This window comes from Telluria sp. GW821-FHT07G12 (assembly GCF_059418525.1).
The window spans coordinates 1-21,868 of the sequence record NZ_JBWKQA010000013.1 but is presented as its reverse complement, the minus strand read 5'-3'; the positions used below and the strand labels follow the sequence as shown (position 1 = coordinate 21,868).

Annotated in this window: 16 protein-coding genes, 1 tRNA gene and 1 pseudogene; 9 read left to right on the top strand and 9 right to left on the bottom strand. The window is 67.7% G+C overall.

Annotated elements, in window-relative coordinates; genetic code table 11:
- Positions 1-809: right-handed parallel beta-helix repeat-containing protein (locus AC07PE_RS26785; RefSeq protein WP_498770332.1), on the bottom strand; the 809-nt coding region annotated here is incomplete at its 3' end.
- A 223-nt stretch (positions 810-1,032) separates the two neighbouring features.
- Positions 1,033-2,331, bottom strand: coding sequence for an isocitrate lyase (gene aceA / locus AC07PE_RS26780; RefSeq protein WP_498770330.1), 1,299 nt, complete (start codon positions 2,329-2,331; stop codon positions 1,033-1,035).
- A 471-nt stretch (positions 2,332-2,802) separates the two neighbouring features.
- On the opposite strand from aceA, the gene AC07PE_RS26775 reads away from it, so the two are divergent.
- Positions 2,803-3,390: a PEP-CTERM sorting domain-containing protein gene (locus AC07PE_RS26775; protein ID WP_498770328.1), complete on the top strand. Its 588-nt coding sequence runs from the start codon at positions 2,803-2,805 to the stop codon at positions 3,388-3,390.
- 81 nt (positions 3,391-3,471) lie between these two features.
- Here the strand turns inward: AC07PE_RS26775 and clpB are convergent, their stop codons facing one another.
- The 7 genes and pseudogenes from clpB to AC07PE_RS26740 all read right to left on the bottom strand — a co-directional run bounded on the left by clpB (position 3,472) and on the right by AC07PE_RS26740 (position 11,986).
- Positions 3,472-6,090 carry an ATP-dependent chaperone ClpB gene (gene clpB / locus AC07PE_RS26770; protein ID WP_498770326.1) on the bottom strand — a complete coding sequence of 873 codons (2,619 nt, stop codon included), beginning with the start codon at positions 6,088-6,090 and terminating at the stop codon, positions 3,472-3,474.
- A 68-nt stretch (positions 6,091-6,158) separates the two neighbouring features.
- A pseudogene (locus tag AC07PE_RS26765) lies at positions 6,159-6,272 on the bottom strand (YiaA/YiaB family inner membrane protein); the annotation flags it as partial.
- A 6-nt stretch (positions 6,273-6,278) separates the two neighbouring features.
- Positions 6,279-6,650 (bottom strand): fluoride efflux transporter CrcB, encoded by a 372-nt coding sequence (crcB, locus tag AC07PE_RS26760; RefSeq protein ID WP_498770324.1) that lies wholly within the window; start codon positions 6,648-6,650, stop codon positions 6,279-6,281.
- A complete protein-coding gene (moaE, locus tag AC07PE_RS26755) occupies positions 6,647-7,129 on the bottom strand; it encodes a molybdopterin synthase catalytic subunit MoaE (RefSeq protein WP_498770322.1) in 483 nt (160 codons plus the stop codon). The genes crcB and moaE overlap by 4 nt, the downstream gene beginning before the upstream one ends.
- The gene (locus tag AC07PE_RS26750; protein WP_498770320.1) at positions 7,126-9,786 is read right to left on the bottom strand and encodes a DUF349 domain-containing protein; all 2,661 of its coding nucleotides are present in this window, start codon (positions 9,784-9,786) and stop codon (positions 7,126-7,128) included. Before AC07PE_RS26750 ends, moaE begins: the two co-directional genes overlap by 4 nt.
- Positions 9,787-9,870: 84 nt before the next feature.
- Positions 9,871-10,518 carry a hemerythrin domain-containing protein gene (locus tag AC07PE_RS26745; protein WP_498770318.1) on the bottom strand — a complete coding sequence of 216 codons (648 nt, stop codon included), beginning with the start codon at positions 10,516-10,518 and terminating at the stop codon, positions 9,871-9,873.
- Positions 10,519-10,753: 235 nt separating this feature from the next.
- Positions 10,754-11,986, bottom strand: a complete 1,233-nt coding sequence (locus AC07PE_RS26740; RefSeq protein WP_498770316.1) for a winged helix-turn-helix domain-containing protein — start codon at positions 11,984-11,986, stop codon at positions 10,754-10,756.
- A gap of 277 nt (positions 11,987-12,263) precedes the next feature.
- On the opposite strand from AC07PE_RS26740, the gene AC07PE_RS26735 reads away from it, so the two are divergent.
- The 8 genes from AC07PE_RS26735 to AC07PE_RS26700 all read left to right on the top strand — a co-directional run.
- Positions 12,264-13,511, top strand: coding sequence for an exonuclease SbcCD subunit D C-terminal domain-containing protein (locus AC07PE_RS26735; RefSeq protein ID WP_498770314.1), 1,248 nt, complete (start codon positions 12,264-12,266; stop codon positions 13,509-13,511).
- Positions 13,508-17,305 carry an AAA family ATPase gene (locus tag AC07PE_RS26730; RefSeq protein ID WP_498770312.1) on the top strand — a complete coding sequence of 1,266 codons (3,798 nt, stop codon included), beginning with the start codon at positions 13,508-13,510 and terminating at the stop codon, positions 17,303-17,305. Before AC07PE_RS26735 ends, AC07PE_RS26730 begins: the two co-directional genes overlap by 4 nt.
- A 44-nt stretch (positions 17,306-17,349) precedes the next feature.
- The gene (locus AC07PE_RS26725; RefSeq protein ID WP_258845928.1) at positions 17,350-17,562 is read left to right on the top strand and encodes a hypothetical protein; all 213 of its coding nucleotides are present in this window, start codon (positions 17,350-17,352) and stop codon (positions 17,560-17,562) included.
- Positions 17,563-17,573: 11 nt separating this feature from the next.
- Positions 17,574-18,719, top strand: a complete 1,146-nt coding sequence (locus AC07PE_RS26720) for a methyltransferase (RefSeq protein ID WP_498770310.1) — start codon at positions 17,574-17,576, stop codon at positions 18,717-18,719.
- Between the two features lie 72 nt (positions 18,720-18,791).
- Positions 18,792-18,868: transfer RNA gene (locus AC07PE_RS26715), tRNA-Met, on the top strand.
- A 63-nt stretch (positions 18,869-18,931) separates the two neighbouring features.
- Complete coding sequence (locus tag AC07PE_RS26710; protein WP_498770308.1) at positions 18,932-19,171, top strand: hypothetical protein; 240 nt, start codon at positions 18,932-18,934, stop codon at positions 19,169-19,171.
- A gap of 167 nt (positions 19,172-19,338) precedes the next feature.
- Positions 19,339-20,748, top strand: a complete 1,410-nt coding sequence (gene dbpA / locus AC07PE_RS26705) for an ATP-dependent RNA helicase DbpA (protein WP_498770306.1) — start codon at positions 19,339-19,341, stop codon at positions 20,746-20,748.
- Positions 20,749-20,868: 120 nt separating this feature from the next.
- A partial coding sequence (locus tag AC07PE_RS26700) for a serine/threonine-protein kinase (RefSeq protein WP_498770304.1) occupies positions 20,869-21,868 on the top strand: 1,000 nt, incomplete at its 3' end.

The window sequence follows — 21,868 nt, the reverse complement described above, 5'->3', positions numbered from 1 at the left end:
GCCGAGCCGCCGGCGCTGGTGCAGGCGACGCTGCGGGCGATATGGTGGATGTGGTTATCCTGGATCATGCCGTAGGAGCCGCCGGTGTAGATACCGTGGGTCCACTTGGTGCCCGAGCCCGAATTGGTGCCGTCGACGTCGAAGCCGATGATGCTGACGTAATTGCCGCGGTTGTCCCAGGCATTGTTGTTGCTCGAGCTCGACGGCGGAACGATCTTGGCGCCCCACTTGGTGGTCGAGACCCAGTAGATGCGTGCTGCTGCGGTACCGTTGGCGGTGGTCTTGATGCCGCCGGCGTAGGTGCCTGGGGCAACCCACACGGTGGTGCCCGCCTTGGTGGCGACTTTCGCTGCCTGCGCCAGGGTCTTGAACGGTGCTGCCTTGGTGCCGGCAGCGTTGTCCGAACCGGTCGGCGACACATAATAGTTATAGGTGGTGGCCGGGGTGGTCGTCGCGGCGCTCACGGTCGGGCTCGAGGACGAGATCGACGCCAGCAGATGCGGGGCGCCATCTGCCTGTGCTGCCGGGGCGGCGCCGGTCGAGGCCGGCTGGCCGTCGTAACCGCTCAGTTCGAAGCTGCTCGCGGCGGCTTCGGTCGCTTGTGCGCCGGCTGCATCGGCAGCGTTCGGCGTCGTGGCGGCACTGTTTGCTGCGGTTTGATCCGCGCTGCTGGTGACCACGGCGGCGGTCTGCGATTGCTGGCCGTTGTCCGTCATGCCGCCACCGCAAGCCGTCAGGAGGACGGCGGCGCTGGCGCACAGCAGGGAGTTGATGCGGATATCCGAAGCAAAAGTAACGAGTTTTTTCATGAGAAAGTTCCTAGCAGCAAAAAGAGAATGTACCCCTTTGAGGCTAGGAAACTTCCTTAGTTCAATCTTTTTTAAAATTGTTCCTTGCGAAATCAATTACTTATGAACATGAAAGACAAAGCAGCAACAAAAAAGCCGCAGCGGTGTTGACCGCTGCGGCTGCCACCGCGAACAACGGAGGAAATCGAAACTAGTTAATGGGCGACTCTATTGAGCGCCGTATTCAAGCAACCTTCTTCTCATCGAAGAACTGCTCATCTTCGGTCGAACCATGCAGCGCCGTGGTCGAGCTCTGGTTCTGCTGGATGGTCTGGGTCACGGCGTCAAAGTAGCCGGTGCCGACTTCGCGCTGGTGCTTGACCGCGGTGAAGCCCTTCTCGGCGGCGGCGAATTCCGCTTCCTGCAGCTCGACGAAGGCCGACATGCCGCGGCGCGCATAACCGTGCGCCAGGTTGAACATGCCGTAGTTCAGGGCGTGGAAGCCAGCCAGGGTGATGAACTGGAACTTGTAGCCCATCGCGCCCAGCTCCTTCTGGAACTTGGCGATGGTGGCGTCATCCAGGTTCTTCTTCCAGTTGAACGAAGGCGAGCAGTTATAAGCCAGCATCTTGCCCGGGAATTTTTCGTGGATGGCTTCGGCGAAGCGCTTGGCGAAGGCCAGGTCCGGCTTGCCGGTCTCGCACCACACCAGGTCCGCGTAGGGCGCATAGGCCAGGCCGCGCGAGATCGCCTGCTCGACGCCCGGACGCACCTTGAAGAAGCCCTCGACGGTACGCTCGCCGGTGCAGAAGGGCTGGTCGTTGGCGTCGACGTCCGAAGTCAGCAGGTCGGCTGCCTCGGCATCGGTACGGGCCACCAGGATGGTCGGGGTGCCCATCACGTCGGCCGCCAGGCGGGCCGCGGTGAGCTTCTCGACGGCTTCGCGCGAGGGCACCAGCACCTTGCCGCCCATGTGGCCGCACTTCTTGACGGACGCCAGCTGGTCCTCGAAGTGGACGCCGGCGGCGCCCGCTTCGATCATGGACTTCATCAGCTCGAAGGCGTTCAGCACACCGCCGAACCCGGCTTCGGCATCGGCCACGATGGGCGCGAAGTAATCGATGTCGTCCTTGCCTTCGGACCACTGGATCTGGTCGGCACGCTGGAAGGTATTGTTGATGCGTTTGACCACCATCGGCACCGAGTTGGCCGGGTACAGCGACTGGTCCGGATACATCTCGCCGGCCAGATTGGCGTCGCCGGCGACCTGCCAGCCCGACAGATAGATCGCTTTCAGGCCGGCCTTCACCTGCTGCATGGCCTGGTTGCCGGTCAGCGCGCCCAGGGCGTTGACGTAAGGTTCGTTATTGATCAGGTCCCACAGCTTTTCGGCGCCGCGGCGCGCGATGGTGTGCTCGATCTGGACCGAGCCGCGCAGGCGAACGACGTCTTCTGCCGTGTAGTTGCGGGTCACGTTCTTCCAGCGCGGATTGGTATCCCAGTCCTGCTGCAGGGCGGCGATTTGCTGTTCACGAGTTGCCATGCTGATTCTCCTGATGATGAATGATGAAAGCTGTGTTGGAAGGAAGCGTCCTTGGGAATATCTTAAAGCGGGTTGTGCGCAGCACCAATACTCTTATATAAGACATAGGATTCTTTTTATTTCCATATCTATCAATCACTTAGGAATCTCATTCCATGATACGGGAGAGAATTTCTCAGAATGGAAACGGGTGAGCCTGCCCTTTTCGTGCAATTTTCATATCCGCGAACACGATTCCGCATCATGAAATACCGATCATGCCGATGCTGGGATCTGTTTCTTTGACGCAGTGCGGTAAGTCCTCTATTTCCTTCCGAGCGTCAATATCTTTGTTACAAAGGCTGAGTTAGCCACTTAACAGAGAGCATCGCTCCCTCCCCCTACCCTGTGTTCGCGGACTCATCCGTATCGCCGGTTCGTTCGCAGGACGCGAAGGGCCGGCACCCGAGACACGAAGAAAAGGAGAAGGAAGTGAAAACGACGATCCGAAAGACCTTGCTCACATCGCTGCTGGCGTTCGGCGCCATGGCGTCGGCCCAGGCCGGCGTTCTGGAGTTCCAGGGCGTCACCTTCACGTCGTCCTGGACGGACAATGTGCTGACCCTCGAAATCGACGCCGCCCACCGCAGCGGCGATTGGGCCAGGGCGACCACCATCGGCGCCCTGCAGCTGAAGGACATCGGCAACTTCGACAGCGTGACCCTGACATCGGCGCCGGGCGGTGCGGCCAACTGGACGATGTCGAGCAATGAACTGAACGCGAACGGCTGCGGCGGCGGCGCCCACGTCGGCGCCGGCCTGTGCTTCTCGGGCCAGCACATCGCGCTGTCCGACGACATGGTCTTCAAGTTCACCTTCAACGGCGGCGCCACCGACTTCTCCTCGCCCCACCTGAAGGTCAACTTCTTCGACGGCGATGGCGGCCGCAAGGTCGGCAGCCTGCTGTCGGAAAACATCCCGCTGGCGCCGGTGCCGGAGCCGTCGACTTATGCGATGCTGCTGGGTGGTCTGTTGCTGCTCGGAGGGGTGGCAAAGGCACGCAAGCCAGTACGCAACTAAGCCGCGTACAAGGCCTCGTCATATAAAAAAGCGCCCTGCCCGGTTTCCCGGACAGGGCGCTTGCACATCCACGCTGAAAACTTACTTCGCCAGCTCCACTGCCGGCTCCCGGCTGAACGTCAGCTCGCTGCCGTTCACGCCCACGTGGATCGTGTCCTTCGGCCCGAAGCGGCCGGACAGGATCGCCTTCGACAGCGGATTCTCGATCTGCTGCTGGATCGCGCGCTTGAGCGGACGGGCGCCGTAGACCGGGTCGAAGCCGGCTTCCGCGATCTTCTGCAGCGCGGCGTCGCTGATGTCGAGTTTCATCTCCATCTTCTCGAGGCGCTGCTCCAGGTTGCGCAGCTGGATGCGCGCGATGTCGCCGATGTTCTTCTCGTCGAGCGCATGGAAGACCACGATCTCATCGATACGGTTGATGAACTCGGGGCGGAAGTGCCCGCGCACCTCGGCCATCACAGCCATCTTGACCACCGCCGGCTCGGCCGTGTCCATCGACTGGATCTTGTGCGAACCCAGGTTCGAGGTCATGACGATGACCGTGTTCTTGAAGTCCACCGTCCGGCCCTGGCCATCGGTCATGCGGCCGTCGTCGAGCGCCTGCAGCAGCACGTTGAAGACGTCCGGGTGGGCCTTCTCGATCTCGTCGAGCAGGATCACGCTGTAGGGCTTGCGGCGCACGGCTTCGGTCAGGTAGCCGCCCTCTTCATAGCCGACATAGCCCGGCGGCGCGCCGATCAGGCGGGCCACCGAATGCTTCTCCATGAATTCGCTCATGTCGATGCGGATCAGCGCTTCCTCGGTATCGAACAGGAAGCCCGCCAGCGCCTTGCAAAGCTCGGTCTTGCCGACGCCGGTCGGGCCCAGGAACATGAAGGAGCCGTAGGGACGGTTCGGATCGGCCAGGCCGGCGCGCGAACGGCGGATCGCATCGGACACGGCTTCGATCGCCTCGTCCTGGCCCACCACGCGCTCGTGCAGCTTCTCTTCGATGTGCAGCAGCTTGTCGCGCTCGCCCTGCATCATGCGCGCCACCGGAATGCCGGTCGCGCGCGAGACCACTTCCGCGATCTCCTCGGCGCCGACCTGGGTACGCAGCAGGCGCGGCTTGCCGTCGGCCTCGCCTTCGGCCTGTTCGCTTGCCGCTTCCGCTTCCTTCAGCTGCCGCTCCAGTTCCGGCAGGCGGCCGTACTGCAGCTCCGAGACCTTCTGCCAGTTGGACTGGCGCTTGGCTTCCTCCATCTGCAGGCGGATCTGCTCGATCTCTTCCTTGATGTGGGTCGTGCCCTGCACCGCGGCCTTCTCGGCCTTGAGGATCTCTTCGTAATCGTTGTACTCGCGCTCCAGGCGCGCGATCTCGTCGTTGATCAGCTCCAGGCGGCGCTGCGATGCCTCGTCGGTTTCCTTCTTGACGGCTTCGCGCTCGATCTTCAGCTGGATCAGGCGGCGGTCCAGCTTGTCCATCACTTCCGGCTTGGAGTCGATCTCGATCTTGATCTTCGAAGCCGCCTCGTCGATCAGGTCGATCGCCTTGTCGGGCAGGAAGCGGTCGGTGATGTAGCGGTGCGACAGCTCGGCCGCGGCGATGATCGCGGGGTCGGTGATCTCGACCTTGTGGTGCAGCTCGTACTTCTCCTGCAGACCACGCAGGATGGCGATGGTCGCCTCCACGCTCGGCTCGTCGACCATGATCTTCTGGAAGCGGCGCTCCAGCGCGGCATCCTTCTCGACGTACTTGCGGTACTCGTCCAGGGTGGTCGCGCCGATGCAGTGCAGCTCGCCGCGCGCCAATGCTGGTTTCAACATGTTCCCGGCGTCCATCGCGCCCTCGGCCTTGCCGGCGCCGACCATGGTGTGGATCTCGTCGATGAAGACGATGGTCATGCCCTCGTCATGCGCGAGTTCCTTCAGCACCGACTTCAGGCGCTCCTCGAACTCGCCGCGGAACTTGGCGCCCGCCAGCAGGGCCGCCATGTCGAGCGACAGCACGCGCTTGCCCTTCAGCGAATCCGGCACCTCGCCGTTGACGATGCGCTGGGCCAGGCCTTCGACGATGGCGGTCTTGCCCACGCCCGGCTCGCCGATCAGCACCGGATTGTTCTTGGTACGGCGCTGCAGTACCTGGATCGCGCGGCGGATCTCGTCGTCGCGGCCGATCACCGGATCCAGCTTGCCCATGCGGGCGCGCTCGGTCAGGTCGAGGGTGTATTTCTTGAGCGCTTCGCGCTGGCCCTCGGCATCCTGCGAATTCACCGAGGCATCGCCGCCGCGCACGGCCGCGATCGCCGATTCCAGCGCCTTCTTCGTCAGCCCGTGTTCGCGCGCCAGGCGGCCGGCGTCGGATTTGTCCTCTAGCAGCGCCAGCAGGACCATTTCGCTGGACAGGAACTGGTCGCCGCGCTTCTGCGACTCGCGGTCCGCCAAATTCAGCAGTTGCACCAGCTCGCGCCCGACCTGGACGTCGCCGCCGGTGCCGGACACCTTGGGCAGGCGCTCCAGCACGCCGCGCAGCGCGGTCGACAGCGCGCCGACATTCACGCCGGCGCGCTGGAGCAGCGAGCGCGCGCTGCCGTCGTCCTGGTTCAGCAGCGCACTTAGCAGGTGCGCCGGTTCGATGTATTGGTTATCGTTGCCGACCGCCAGGCTCTGGGCATCCGCCAGTGCTTCCTGGAGCTTGGTCGTCAATTTGTCTTGCCGCATATTGTTATCCCCTAGTGGTTCGGTTGGTTCTTAAACTAGAACCAAGTTAGGGATGCGGCAAGCAAATTTCAAGATGCGGGATGGGCGGATAAGTCGCGAACGTTTTTCTGCACTGCAACGATCGCGAACAGAACCAGCACGAAGGACATCGCATAAAAGCCCTTCGCGCTCAGCAGCATGCTCCCGTATCAGGCTATGGCACGCCAGGTAGCGAATCCCGCAATGCAGAAGGCAATCGAGCCCAGCAGATGCAGGCCGGAATGCGCCAGCGCCCAGCCATAGTCGCCCCGCTGCAGCAGCACCATCGCCTCGCCCGAGAAGCTGGAGAAGGTGGTCAGGCCGCCGAGGAAGCCGGTGATCGCGAACAGCCGCCATTCCGGCGACAGGGCCGGATAGCTGCCGAAGAAGCCCAGCAGGAGGCCGATCAGGTAGCCGCCCACCAGGTTGGCGATCAGGGTGCCGAGTTGTATGTGCGAGTGCAATTGCCCCAGGAAAATACTAAGGCCCCACCGCAACCAGGCGCCGAGAGCGGCGCCAAGACCTACGGCAAACCAACTCATCGGTCAGCCCACTTCGCTCTGGCAGCATCGTCGCTGACGCGCGCATCGACCCAGCGCGCGCCATCCGGCGTCTGTTCCTTCTTCCAGAACGGCGCCTCGGTCTTCAGATAATCCATGATGAATTCGCAGGCCGCGAAGGCTTCGCCGCGATGGGCGGCGCTTGCCGCCACCAGCACGATCTGCTCCATCGGCGCCATCGGGCCGACGCGGTGCACGACCAGCGCGCCGTACAGCGGCCAGCGGGCACGCGCCTGCTCGACGATGTCCTGCAGCGCGCGCTCGGTCATGCCGGGGTAATGCTCCAGCTCGAGCTCGGCAACCTTCGCGCCCTCGTTCAGGTCACGCACCGTGCCGACGAAAGAAACGACGGCACCGATGCGCGGGTCGCCCGCGCGCATCCGCGCCACTTCCGCGCCGAGATCGAAATCGTCCTGCTGCACCCGCACTTCATTGAAAAACTGCGCAAACCCCTGCGTCATTTCCCCTCCCGGGCCAGGCGCATGAACAGCTGTTCGATGCGCGACGCGGTGCGGGCGTCGACCAGGGCCGGCAGCGCGGCCAGTTCGCGCAGCTGGGCGGCGCCGCTCGCTTGCCCGCCCTTCTGTCCATCCTTCTGCCCGCCCTTGTGGCCGGCGCCGTGGCCGGACTTGAGCGAGGATTGCAGCACCTCGACCTGCAGCTTGAGGCGCTCGCGGGCGAACTCGGGGCCGCTGTCGATGCCGGCGCGGATCTCGGCGCGCAGCAATTCGTTCAGCAGCGTGTCGCGGTTGCGCTCCAGCAGCTGGGCATAGCCATCGCGCCCTTCGGGCAGGGCGCGCAGGGCAGCCTCGAAGCGGCCGCGCAGGGCGCGTTCCATGTCGGCGTCGAGCGGCGGCAAGGCATTCCAGCGCGCTTCCCAATCGGCATCGCCGGCACCGGCGCCACTGGCGACCAGCTGCTCCACTTCCTGCACCAGGCGCAGCTTGTCGCGCAGCTGGCCGGCCTGGGCCAGTCCGGCGGCGCGTCTGGCCGCTTCCAGCTGGTGCTGGATCTGGGCCACCGCGGCGTGGTAACGCTTCTCGACCCGCGCCTCGTGGGCGCGCGGCACCGGGCCGATCGCCTGCCACTCGGCCGCGGCGTCGCGCAGCAGCTTGCCGGCCGTGGCCGGGGTGAGCTCCGAAGCTGCCGCTTCCAGGCGCGCGCTGATCGCTTCCTTGGCGGCTTCGTGGGCGCGGCGCTCGATGTCGGCCTCGTGCATGGTCTCCTTGCGGCGCTGGAAGACGTCGTCGCAGACCGCGCGGAAACGCTGCCACAGCGCCTGCTCGCTCTTGCGCTCGAGCGGCAGCGCACGCGCATGCTCCTGCCAGCGCTGCTGCAGGGCGCGCATGGTGTCGAGCGCGTGGCGGTCGTGCGGATCGATGGCGGCGGCGGCCTCGATGATCTCTTCGCGCTCCGCCATCTCGCCCTTGCGCTGCTCTTCCAGCGGTCCCTGCAGGGTGTTCAGGGCGTCGGCGAACAAGGCGTCGAGGCGTTTCTTTTCCTTGCGGTCGATCGCGCCCAGGTGGCTCCAGGCCAGGCGCAGGCGCTGCACGGTGCCGGCCACGTGCTTCCATTCGGCTTCGCCCGACTGCAGGCGTGCGATCTCGGCGTTCGCCTCGTCGATCAGGGCCTGGCCGCGCGCGGCGTTGGCGTGGCGCTCGTCGGCCAAGTGGCGGAAGTGGGCCGCCGCCGGCGCATAGGCCGTGCTGCAGGCGGCGTCGAAACGCTCCCACAGGCTTTTCGGGGCCGCGCCGGACAGGCTGTCGAGCGCCTTCCAGCGTTCGCGCATGGTACCGACCTTCTTGGCCAGCTCGCTCATCGCCAGGTTCTGCGTCGGCAGCGCTTCCACCGACTTGATCAATTCTTCGCGCGACACGTTGCCGCCCCAGCGCGCCCAGTCGGACAGGCGCTTGAGCTCGGCGCGCACATGGGCCAGGCGGTCGGACTGCACCGGCGTCAGGCGCATGCCCTTGTCGCGGGCTTCCTTCAGCGCCTTGTCGAGCTCGGCGGCGGTGCCCAGCGAGCCCTGCTGCAGGGCCGCTTCCATCGCATCGATGGTGTCGAGGAAGTGTTGGTCGGCGCCACGCGACCTGCCCTCGGGCTTGGGCTGGCCTTTCGGCTTGGCGGCGGCAGGAGCTTCCTTCGGCTCGCGCGGCTTGCGCGCTTCCGGCTGCGGCACGCTCGCCAGCAAGGCGTCGAAGCCTTGCTGCAGCGCCGCCATGGCCTCGAGATGCGCGCCCTGCTGCGGCTGCGGCAGGCGGTGCCATTCCTTGCGCAGCGCGGCTGGATTCAGCTCGGCGGCGGGTTTCTCCTGCCGGGCGGCGAGGAAGGCTTGGCGCGCCGCCAGCGCGGCCTGGCCGGCTTCGATTTCATGCAGGCTGGCCTGCAGCTTCTGGGCTTCGAGGCCGACTTCGGCCACCAGGCCGCGCGGCAGCGATGCGTGCTCGGGCGCCTGCAGGGCCTGGGCCTGTTCCTGGGTCAGGGTCTCGAGCCTGGCCGCCAGCTCGGCGGCCGGCAGCGGCTCGGATGGCAGCCTGCGCAGGGCGGCCAGGCGGTCGATCATGGCGCGCTGCAGCTGCACCTGGGCTTCCAGGCGCTGGGCCAGCGCGGCGCGGATGCCGCCGAACTCTTCCTGCAGCTCGGGCGCGGCGATGATCGCCCACTTGCGGTCGAGGTCGGCAACATGATTGGGGGTCAGCAGCTCATCCTTGAGCAGCGAGCGCGCCTGTTCCAGCATGGTCTCGCCGCGCCGGTGCTCGGCCTCGCGGTGCCGGTGGGCGTCCAGGCGCGACTGCATCAGCTTGGCGACGCGGCGGTCGGTATTGCGCATCGCGGTATGGACGCGCTCGAGCAGTTCGGGGCTATGGATGAATTCGGCCGCGCTCAGGCGCAGCTCGGAAAATTCGCATTGGAGGATGAATTCCACCGCGGCGGCCTCGTCGCCCTGGAGCTGGCTCAGCTTTTCGGCCTGCAGCGCGCGCTGCGGGGTCGCACCGGCGCCCGGGCTCGCTGCGCCCGGCCCCGTAGAGGCGGCCTGTTCCGCTCGCGCCTCCTGTCCGGCCGGCTGCTTGTCGCCGGGCTTGTTGTCGCCCGGCCGCTTGAATAGGAACTCGAACATGATGAAATCGCACTTCCAAAATCGCCATCATAACAAGAAACCTGATGGCCTCGCGCCGCCGGACTGGCGCGTGCGGACAGCGCATCAGTGCAAGAGGGAGAGCGTGGCGTAGCGCCGCCCGAATTCGGCGCCCGCCGCACCGTGCGTCTGGGCGTGGGCAGGTGCAGGCCGCTCATACGGCGCGCGGCGCGCTTCGATCGCCTCGACGCAGCCGCGCCGCCCTGCCCCGCGCCGTTCGCGGGCGACGGCGTCGTGCGCCAGCATCTGGTTGGCGATCGCGAACCAGGCCTCGCCGCGCACCAGGCTCCGGGCCAGCGGAAACAGCTCGTGCTCCTCGCGTTCGAGGCGGCAGCGCAGGGCTTCGACGCAGCGCTCGATGGCTTCATGGTAGCTGTCGCGGTCGACGCCGCGGGCGCCCGCATCGACGCAGGCTTCGGCGGCGGCCAGCGCATCGGCGGCGGCGCGGCTGATCTGCTCGAGATCGTGCAGCAGGCCATCGGCCGCGCACGACACGCGGCGCAGAGCCGGCACCAGGAACTTGTCCAGCTTGCGCCAGTGGCAATCGTCGACCACCTGGCGCAGCTCCGTGCACAGCTGGGCCGCCTGGCCGGGCGCCAGGACGCCATCTTCGTCAGGCAAGGCATGCAGCATGCGTAGCAGCGACTGCAGCGCCGAGCGCACGGTGGTCTGTTCCACGGACAGGGCAACGAGAGTGTAGGTTGACGTCAGCATTCGGTCTCCGCTCAGTTTTTCGCCAACACAAAGTTCAGCCTGACCGGCATGGTCGGGGCAAGAACCTGGATGGGAGGCATATGTTTTGAACAGGCCTGAAGGAAGGGTTGGACCCTGTAGTCGTTGTCATCGGCCTGAAAGAGCACCTAGTGTACGGACGGGTCCCGGAGCCAGGTTTGATCTGGCACAAACCGCAAGGGCTCCCGCCCCCATCGGAGGGGGCGGAAGAAACAGCTCAGGCGGCGGCCTGTTGCGGCATGGTAAGCAGGTTGCGCAGGGGTGCGGCGAAGCCTTCGGGAATGGTGCGCGTCACCTCGACCGCCGGGCAGCCGTGCCAGCGTGCGCAGCGCGCCACCGCCGCCGCCAGGTCGCGCAGCAGGCGCTCGCTCGGACGCACGCCGCTCTCGAAAGCGACCGACTTCAGCTCGAACAGCCCGGCCGCGCGGTGCGCCTTGGCGTCGATGCGCCCGATCAGCTGTCCGCGGCGCAGCACCGGCAGCGTGAAGTAGCCGTACTGGCGTTTTTCGGCCGGGGTGTAGCACTCCAGGCGGTAATCGAAGCCGAACAGCTCGAGCGCGCGGCGCCGGTCCCAGACGATGGGATCGAAGGGCGACAGCAGCGTGGTCACGGTCGGGTTCAGGCGCCCCTGCGACGCGTCGTCGAGCAGCGCGGCGTGGTCGGGGTGCACGAACACCGGCTCCTTCCAGCCCTCGACGCGGGCGCGCAGCAGCAGGCCTTCGTCCACCAGCGACTGCAGCGCCAGGTGCGGCGGGCGTGTGCGGTGGTAATCCGGGATCCAGGCCGCCTTCGCCAGCCCCAGCGCCTTCACGGCGCGCAGCACGAATTCGCGCTGGACCTCGGGCATGGTCGGGGTCCGGCTGTCGTCCCAGGGCAGCACGCGTTCGGCGAGGTCGTAGACCCGATGGAAGTTGTGACGCCGCGCGACCATCACCTTGCCGGCCGTGAACAGCGCTTCCAGCGAGCGCTTCTCGGGCTTCCACTCCCACCAGCCGCCGGCCTTGCCGTCGGTGCGTTCGAAATCCGCTGCGCGGGTCGCGCCGTTCACGCGGATGTGTTCGAGCACATGGTCGACCTGCTCGGCATGCCCCTTCATCCAGGACGCGCCGGACTTCCAGCCCATCGAGTGCGGATCGAGCATGCGATGGCGGTACAGGCCATAGTCCTCGACCGGAATGAAGCAGGCCTCGTGAGCCCAGTACTCGAACAGCCTGCCCTCGGCCAGCAGCTGCTCGAGCCAGGCCGGCTCATAGTCGCCCAGGCGGCTCCACAGTACTAAATAAGGGCTGCGCGCGACCACGCTGATGGTGTCGATCTGCAGCACGCCCATGCGGCGGATCGCGGCCAGCACGTCGTCCTTGCCGGCGCGGGCGCGGCGCGGCTGCAGCATGCCCTGGGCCGCCAGGTGCAGGGCGCGCGCGGCGCCCAGGCTAAGGGTGGGTTCGCTCATTCGCCTATTTTATTAGAGCTATTGTCAGCTTGCTCATCTGTCCGAGAACTTTTGTCATGGCGATGCTGTCTGCGCTATAGTGAGCGCCCTGGCTCACCCAGAACCTATCTCAGGGGGGAGGAGGAAGTTGATGACGATGCATGACAAGCGCGGGCAAGGCGCGAGGAGGCCGCATGGCCCAGCCATGCAACGACGAGCAACGCAGCACCCGCTTGTCAGGCGCGTCAGCAACGACTCATCCCTACTGAGATAGGTTCTATCTTCCTGTAAGAAATCCATGCGGCTGCTGCACACCTCCGACTGGCACCTCGGCCAGACCCTGCACAACTTCGACCGGACCTACGAACACCAGCGTTTCCTCGACTGGCTGCTCGAGACCATCGTGGCCGAGCAGGCCGATGCCTTGCTGATCGCGGGTGACATCTTCGACAACTCGAACCCTTCGGCTGCCTCGCAGCGCCAGCTCTACCGCTTCCTGCAGCAGGCGCGGGCCAGGTCGCCGCAGCTGGACATCGTCATCGTCGCCGGCAACCACGATTCGCCGGGCCGCCTGGAAGCGCCAGGCCCGCTGCTCGAAGCCCACGGCACCCGCGTGGTCGGCCACGCCGTGCGCGATGCCGAAGGCAGGATCGACATCGAACGCATGGTGGTGCCGCTGACCGGCCGCGACGGCGAGGTCCGGGCCTGGTGCGTGGCGATTCCCTTCCTGCGTCCCGGCGACGTGCCGCGCGTGGATGCCGGCAATGAGGCCGAGAATGCGGCCATCGACGCCTACCTGTCCGGCATCGCCCTGCTCTACCAGCAGGCCTACGCGCTGGCGCGCTCGCGCTGCGCGAACGGCGAGGCGATTCTCGCGATGGGCCATTGCCACATGGTGGGCGGCGATTCCTCGCCGGACTCCGAGCGCCGCATCCTGATCGGCGGCACCGAGGCCCTGCCCTCCTCCATGTTCGATCCCGGCATCGCCTATGCCGCGCTGGGCCACCTGCACCTGGCGCAAAAGGTCGGCAAGCAGGAACACCTGCGCTATTGCGGCAGCCCGCTGCCGCTGTCGTTCGCGGAAATCGGCTACCAGCACCAGGTGCTGCGCATCGACCTCGATGGCGCCAAAGCGAAGGACGTCGTGCCCCTGCACGTGCCGCGCGCCGTCGACCTGCTGCGCGTGCCGGCCCAGCCGGCGCCCTTGAAACAGGTGATCGCCGAGCTGGTGGGCCTGGACCTGCCGGACGCGCCGCTGCACGAGCAGCCCTACCTGGAAGTGCGGGTGCTGCTGGACGGTCCCGAGCCCAGCCTCCGTGCCCAGGTCGAGGCGGCGCTGGAAGGCAAGCCGGTGCGCCTGGCGAAGATCGAGCCTACCCGCAAAGTGGTCACCGCGCCGGGTGTGAACGCGGCCCTGAGCCTGGACCAGCTGGCCCAGCTGCAGCCTGACGACATCTTCCGCCGCCTGTGGCAGCAGCGCTTTGGCGAGGATGCGCCTGACGACCAGCTGGCCGCTTTCGCCGAACTGATGACGGGGGAACTATGAAGATCCTTCGCATCGGCGGCAAGAACCTGGCCTCGCTGGCCGGCGAGTTCGAGGTCGACTTCGAGAAGGAGCCGCTGGTATCGAGCGGCCTGTTCGCCATCAGCGGCCCCACCGGCGCCGGCAAGAGCACCCTGCTCGACGCCCTGTGCCTGGCCCTGTACGACGCCACCCCGCGCCTGCTCAAGGGTCCGCGCGCCGGCAACTTCCTGCCCGACGTCGGCGACGATGTCCTGTCGGTGCAGGACCGCCGCACCCTGCTGCGGCGCGGCACCGCCGAGGCCCATGCCGAAGTCGACTTCGTCGGCAACGACGAGGGCCGCTACCGGGCGCGCTGGAGCGTGCGCCGTTCGCGCAACCGCGCCGGCGGCGCCCTGCAGCCCGTTACCATGAGCCTGCAGCGCCTGCCGGACTTGAACCCGATCGGCGCCACCAAGACCGAGGTGCTGGGCGAGATCGAGCGCCGCATCGGCCTCTCCTTCGAACAGTTCACGCGCTCGGTGCTGCTGGCCCAGAACGAGTTCTCGGCCTTCCTGCGCACCGACGAGAACGAGCGCGGCGAACTGCTCGAGACCCTGACCGGCAGCGCCGTCTACAGCGAGATCTCGCGCCGCGCCTTCGAGCGCTGGCGCCAGGAGCAGGAAGCGATGCGCCGCCTGAGCTCGCGCCTGCAGGACCAGGCCCCGCTCTCGCCCGCCGAACGCGAGGAGCTCGAAACGCAGCATGCGCAGGCCACGCGGCAGCTCGAGCAGGTCGACGCCCGCCGCGCCGCGCTGGAAGAACGCCTGCGCTGGCACCAGGAGCTGGCCCGTTTGAAATCGGCGGAGACCGCCGCCGAAGCCGCGCTGGCCGCCGCCCAGGCCGACGTGGACGGCGCGGGCGAACGGCGCCGGCGCCTGGCCACGCTGGATGCCGTGCAGCCGGCGCGCCCGCTGATGGCCGACCTCGCGCGCCTGGCCGACGAGCAGCGCCAGGCACAGACGCAACTGGCGTCCGGCGAACAGGAACTGGCACGTGCGCTGGCAGCCCAGCAGGAAGCGCTGCGCGGCCAGATCGAGGCCGAGCGCAAGCTCGAAGCGGCCGAGGAAGCCCTGCGCGCCGCCGGCCCGCAGCTGGACCGCGCCAAGGCCCTCGATGCGACCCTCGACACCCTGGTGCCCGCGCATGCCAAGGCGCGCAGCGCGCGCGACCAGGCCATCGATGAAGCGGCAAAAGCCGAGACGCAGCAGCAGGCGAAGGCCCGCGAACTGGCCGCCGCCCGCGAATCGCTGCAGGCCACCATCGCCTGGCTGGACGGCCAGCGCGCGCTGGAAGGCCTGGCGGTCCAATGGTCGCGCTGGGAACAGCGCCTGGTGCAGGCCGAGGAAGCCGCGCGGCTCGACGCCCAGTCCGCGGCGGCCCTGGACGCCGCCAGGACCGGCGCCGAGCAGGCGGCCAACGCCGCCCAGCGCACCGCCGTCGCCCTCGAATCCGCGACCGCGCTGCTGGCCACCCGCGACGAAGCGCGCCGCGCCGCCGGCGAAGCCCTGGCCGGCATCGACGACGACGCCTGGCGCGACGAACGCCGCCAGCTGGACGCGCGCCGCGAGCGCCTGGCCGCGCTGGAACAGACCTGGAACGTGTTGCGGAATGCCCGCCAGCGCCTGGCCGAGCTGGACGCCGGTGCGCGCCAGGCAACAAGCGCCCGCAGCACCGCCCAGGAAGCGCTGGAGGCGGCACGCGCCGCCGGCATCGCACTGGACGCCCAGGTGAGCCAGGCCGAGCGCCTGCTCAAGGGCGCCCAGCTGGCCTGCGCCGACGGCGTCGAGAGCCTGCGCGCGACCCTGGTCGACGGCGATCCCTGCCCGGTCTGCGGCGCCGAGGACCACCCCTACCGCCACCAGGACGAGCGCCTGCATGCGGTGCTGGCCAACCTGGCCGACGAACTGGCTGCGCGCCGCCGCGAGCAGCGCGACAACCTGAACCTGCAGGCGGAGCAGCGCGCGGCCGCCGACGCGGCCAGCGAAAAACTGGCGCAGCTGGGCCGCGAGCGCGAAGCCTTCGCCGCCGACGTCGCGCAACTGGAAGATGAATGGCAGGACAGCGAGCTGGCGGCGGACGCTCCCGCGGAAGCCGGACGCCAGGCCTGGTTCGCCAGCCAGGCTACCCGCCTGCGCGCCGACCTCGATGCGCTGGATGCGCGCGACCAGGGGCTGGGCCGCGCCCGGCTCGCACGCGACGCCGCCCAGCAGGCCTGGGACCAGACCAATGCCGAACACGCGCGCCTGTTGCAGGCGGCGCAGAACGCCCAAGGCCAGCTGGCAAAGCTGGATGCCGACATCGCCGGCCTGTCCGCGCGGCGCGATGCCGCCGCCGGCAGCCTGGCTGCCCTGCTGCAGGAACTCGACCCGGTGCTGAGCGATGCCTGCGGCGACGGCTGGCAACGCGCCTGGGAACGGGATCCATCCGGCTGGCGCAATGCGCGCGCAGCCCAGGCCAGGGAATGGCAGGAGCGCTCGGCGCTGCAGGCGCGTCTGGCCGCGAATATCGACACCCTGGCCGCCGGTCAATCCGCGCTGGACGAACGCGTCGTGCAGGCCCTGCGCCAGCGCGACAGCGCCCGCCAGGACTTCGAGCGCATCGACGCCGAGCTGCGCGAACGCCGCGAGGAACGCGCCGTCCTGTTCGAGGGCCGCAAGGCGGTCGAGGTCGAGCAGGCACTGGGCGCCGCGGTGGCGTCGGCGCGCCAGTCGGTGGCGGCCTGCCAGGCGGCCAGCCTGCAGTCGGCCCAGCTGGAAGCCCGCGTGCGCGCCGCCCAGGCCCAGGCCCTGGGCCGCATCGCCGATCTGCAGGGCGCGTCCGCCGATGCGGCGACCCGCCTGGCGCAATGGATCGAGGACTTTGCCGGCAGCGATCCCGGTCTCGAACCGGTCGAGAACGAACAGCAGCTGGCCAGCCTGCTGGCGGTGGGCGCGGCGCGCATCGCCCAGGAACGCGACGCCCTGCTGGAACTGGATGGCCGGGCCCGCCAGGCGGCCGCGGTGCTGGCCGAACGGCGCGGGCAGCGTGAGCATCATGTGCGGCAGCAGGCGGCGCTGCCGGCCGTGGCCGGACCGGCCGACGCACCGGATGCCGAAGCCCCGGCGCATGCGGACGCCCTGGCGCGCCTGCTCGACAGCGTGCAGGCCGAGCGCCGCACGGTGCACGAGGCGGCCGCCAGCCTGGCCGTACGCATCCGCGAAGACGAGCAGCGGCGCGAACGGGCACGATCGATGATGGGCGAGATCGAGCGCCAGCGCGCCATCGAAGAGCGCTGGGCGAAGATGGCGGAGCTGATCGGTTCCGCCGACGGCAAGAAATTCCGCAATTACGCCCAGCAGTTCACGCTGGACGTCCTGCTCGGCTACGCCAACATCCACCTGGCCCAGCTGGCGCGGCGTTACCGCCTGGAGCGCGTCGCCAGCCAAGCCGGCCCCTCGCTGGCGCTGATGGTGCGCGACCAGGACATGGGCGGCGAGATCCGCTCGGTGAACTCGCTGTCGGGCGGCGAATCCTTCCTGGTCTCGCTGGCGCTGGCGCTGGGCCTGGCGTCCCTCTCGTCGAACCGGGTGAAGGTCGAGTCGCTGTTCATCGACGAAGGCTTCGGCAGCCTCGATAGCGACACCCTGGGTGTGGCCATGGATGCGCTGGACGCGCTGCAGTCGCTGGGCCGCAAGGTCGGCGTCATCTCGCACGTGCAGGAAATGACGGAGCGGATCTCGACCAAGGTGCTGGTGCGGCCGGCCGGCGGGGGCAGCAGCGCAATCACGGTGCAATAGTGTGCGATGCTAAAATGCGCCCCTTTCCCCAAGCACGTCCAATCATGAACAAACCCGCCCGCTTCCTGACCTTCAAGTGCGCCAAATGCGCCAAGCCGGTCAAGGTCACCCTGCAAAAAGTCTCGGCCTGCTCGCACATCCAGCCCTACCAGGGCATTTGCGAATGCGGCGAGATCAAGCGCCACGCCACCGGCAATCCGGAGGCCGTGAAGTCCTACGTCGAGTCGAACGAGCTTCACTGGCACCACCACCATTGATCGGGCGCCCCTTGGACTCCCAACGCATCCACTGGATCGAGAACGGCGAGGAGCGCTTGGCGCTGTGGCGCTCGGAGAGCGGCTGGCCGGCGCCGAAGAAGCTCGTGCTGGCCGACGATACGATGAACGCCGACACGGCTTATCGCCTGGCGCTGGAAGGCACCGGCCTGCTGTGGCGCGGCGATTTCCAGAACGCGCGCCAGCTGGTGCAGGCGCTGGTGCGCCGCATCGAGCACAAGGGCGGACGGGCCAAGCGTGCCAAAGCCGCCGCCAAACCGGCGACCCTGACCGAACAGTTCCACCGCCACCGCCTGGCCCAGCTGCAGCGCGCCCGTACGCTGGCGATGCTGCTGATTCCCTTCGACGGCGATTACACGATCCCGCTGCGCCGGGCGCCCGACGTGAAGGACGCGTGTACCGAGGCCTATGGCCCTGCCAGCGAGCCTTTCGTCGCTTCGCTGCGCGAACTGCTGGGCGTGATCGGCGCCCACGAATGGCGCCGCAAGGGCGTGTTCATTCCGGCCCTGGATGAGCGTATCCACCCCTGGTATGGCGTGTTCTCGCCGGTGCGCGGCGAATACGTCGAACTGGTTGCGCAGGCGCCCCTGCCCGCCGGCGTCGCGCTGGCCTTCGATATCGGCGCCGGCACCGGCGTGCTGTCGGCGGTGCTGGCGCATCGCGGCCTGCAGGGCGTGATCGCGACCGACATGGACGAGCGCGCGCTGGGCTGCGCCCGCGCGAATATCGAGCGCCTCGGCCTGCAAGGCCAGGTCGAGGTGGTGAAGGCCGATCTGTTCCCGGAAGGCCGCGCCGGCCTGGTGGTCTGCAATCCGCCCTGGCTGCCCGGCAAGCCGAGTTCCGCGATCGAATATGCGATCTACGATCCGGACAGCCGCATGCTGCGCGGCTTCCTGGCCGGCCTGAAGGAACATCTGCTGGACGGCGGCGAGGGCTGGCTGATCCTGTCCGACCTGGCCGAGCACCTGGGCCTGCGTTCGCGCGAACAGCTGCTGGGCTGGATAGCCGGCGCCGGCCTGCAGGTTGCGGGACGCCACGACATCCGCCCCGTGCATCCGAAGGCGTCCGATCCGGACGACCCGCTGGCGGCCGCGCGCACGCTCGAGGTGACCTCGCTGTGGCGCTTAAGCGTCGCCTGAGCGTCGCCCGAGGGAGCAGCAGTAGCCTGATTTGCACTTCAGGCCAGGAAGCGATACAATAGCGTTCTCAGACGCGGGGTGGAGCAGTCTGGCAGCTCGTCGGGCTCATAACCCGAAGGTCACAGGTTCAAATCCTGTCCCCGCAACCAAATACTGTACGACAGAAGCCCGACTCTTGAGCCGGGCTTTTGTTTTCTGGGCCAGCGCAGCGCATGAGAGACAAGAAAGACAACGCCACCTTCGACCTGCCGGGCTTCGAGCCGGCCGCACCGGTCGAGGTTCTTGCTCCCGAACCCAAGCGCCCCGCCCAGCGCACCCGCCGCAGCACTCTCAAGCAGGAACAGATTCCTCTGCTGGATTTGAACCAGACCGACGCCACCGGGCTGCCGGTGTGGAATTCGGATCCGGATCTGGATTTGACCGGCTTGCCGGTTTGGAAGCCGGCGGCGTAAGCTACATTACTTTCGTCGTTCCCGCGCAGGCGGGAACCCATACTGAGCGTCTTCGGCCACCTGAGCATAGATTCCCGCTTCCGCGGGAAGTCAGGTCGGGCAATGCCCGGCATGACAATGCACATTTTTCGGCTCCGCTCATCACTTAATTACGCTACGGCCTTCCCATGTCCGACACCTCCTTCGCCGCCCTCCAGCTCCCCGCCCCCTTCCTCGCCAACCTGACCCAGCTCGGCTACCACGAGATGACCCCAGTGCAAGCCGCCACCCTGCCGCTGGCGCTGGGCGGGCGCGACCTGATCGCGCAGGCGAAGACCGGCAGCGGCAAGACCGCCGCCTTCGGCATCGGCATGCTGCTGCGCCTGAACCAGGCGCTGTTCGCGGTGCAGGGCATGGTGCTGTGCCCGACCCGCGAGCTGGCCGACCAGGTAGCGAACGAGCTGCGGCGCCTGGCGCGCGGGATCGGCAACGTGAAAATCGTCACCCTCACCGGCGGCATGCCGATGCGACCGCAGATCGCGTCGCTCGAATTCGGCGCCCACATCGTGGTCGGCACGCCGGGCCGCATCCGCGACCACCTGGGCAAGGGCACCCTGGACCTGGCGCGCCTGCGCACCCTTGTGCTGGATGAAGCCGACCGCATGACCGACATGGGTTTCTATGACGAGATCGCGGCCATCGTGCACGCCTGCCCCTCGCACCGCCAGACCCTGCTGTTCTCGGCCACCTACCCGGACGACATCCGCCAGGCCACCGCGCGCTTCCTGAGCGAGCCGGAAGAAGTCGCGGTCGAGACCCGCCACGAGCCGGCCCGCATCGCCCAGCAATTCTATGAAATCGGCTTCGACAACCGCTTCGAAGCGGCGGCGCGCCTGCTGGCGCACTTCCGCCCTTCGTCGGCGATCCTGTTCTGCAATACCAAGGCGCGCTGCAAGGAACTGGCCGACTACCTGCGCGAGCAGGGCTGGTCGGCGCGCGCGCTGTACGGCGAGATGGAACAGCGCGACCGCGACGAGACCCTGGCCATGTTCGCCAACCGCAGCTGCACGGTGCTGGCCGCGACCGACGTCGCCGCACGCGGCATCGACGTCGCCGGCATGGAAGCCGTGATCAACGTCGACGTCTCCAAGGACCCGGAAGTGCACGTGCACCGCATCGGCCGCACCGGCCGCGCCGGCGAGAGCGGCCAGGCGCTGACACTGGTCGCGCCGAACGAAAAGAAATGGGTGAAGCTGATCGAGGAATACCAGCAGACCGACGCCGAGTGGCACCCGCTGGCCGAGCTCGGCGACGACACCTACCCCGACGGACCGGCCGCGATGATGACGCTCAGCATTGCCGGCGGTAAGAAGGACAAGCTGCGTCCCGGCGACCTGCTGGGCGCCCTCACCGGCGACGCCGGCCTGCACAAGGACCAGGTCGGAAAGATCCAGATCGGCGAATTCTTCAGCTACGTGGCGCTTGACCGCCGCGTCGCCGAACAGGCTTTCGAACGCCTGAACGGCGGCAATCCGCTGGGCCCGGAGTTCGGCGCCATCAAGGGCCGCAACTTCAAGATGCGTTTCATCGACGTCTGATACGCACCCTCCGATACTGCTGAGTTGTAACCGTGCGTAACAGGCGCGCACGGTTGAGACCACTGCGGGGCATCTCCCCCGTAAATCTGGCATGATTTGCTACAAATATAGGTTAGCAAAATGACCAGCACACTCATCATCGGACCAGAGCAGCAGGGCCTCGAAGGCCGTACCGTCAGGGACATCGTCGAACACGATCCCGCGCAGGTCAACGAGGTCTGGTGCCGCAAAATCTTCCGCCAGATCCTGCAGTCGCTCGAACTGCAGTACGCGATGCACATGCCGCATCGGGCGATCACGCCGGATACCGTCGTCTTCCACGACAATGGCGAGCCGCTGCTGTTGCCGTCCGCCGTGACCGACGGCGAGCCGGACGAAGAGTCCGACCTCGCGGCCCTCGGGCGCCTCGTGCATTTTGCGATCACGCGCGAACTGGCGCCGGCCGGCCCGCTGCGCGGCCGCAACCTGGAAGGCTACAGCGATTCCCTGGTCACCGCGGTCGACCGCTGCATGTCCAGCGATCCCGCCGAGCGCCCCCGCACCATCGACGAGCTGCGCCACATCCTCGGCATCGTCTCGCTCGGACCGGCGGCGCCGGGCGCCATGCCGACTCCGGTGCCGCTGGACGCGCCGTTCGCGGCCCCTGCGCAGGGCGTGAAGATCATGTCCGCTACTCCTCCGGCCACACCGGCTACTCCGACGATGCCGGTGATGCCGCCCATGCCGGCCGCCGCGGCCGCCGACCCGCTGCCCTCCTTCATGCGCGAGCCCGGCCCGGCCAGCCCGCGCATCGGCGGCCTGTCGCGCTGGCAGCGCTGGGCGATCGCCGCGGGCGGCGGCGCGCTGCTGCTGGCCGTCGCACTGGCCCTGTTCGCCGAGCTGCGCGACTCCGGCTCCTACGACCACATCGTGCTGACTCTGCCGCAGTCCGGCGACCGCGCGCGCAACGACGCGGCATCCGTGCCGCCGCCGCTGGCGCAGGCCGAGCCGCGAGCGTCCGCACCCGCCGCGCCGCTTCCAGACAACGAGACCGCGCCGCCTGCGCCGACGACACAGGAGGCCGCGCCGCAGCCCGCCGCAACGGCCGCGGCGCCTGCCGCGGCGCCGGCCGGGCCCGCGC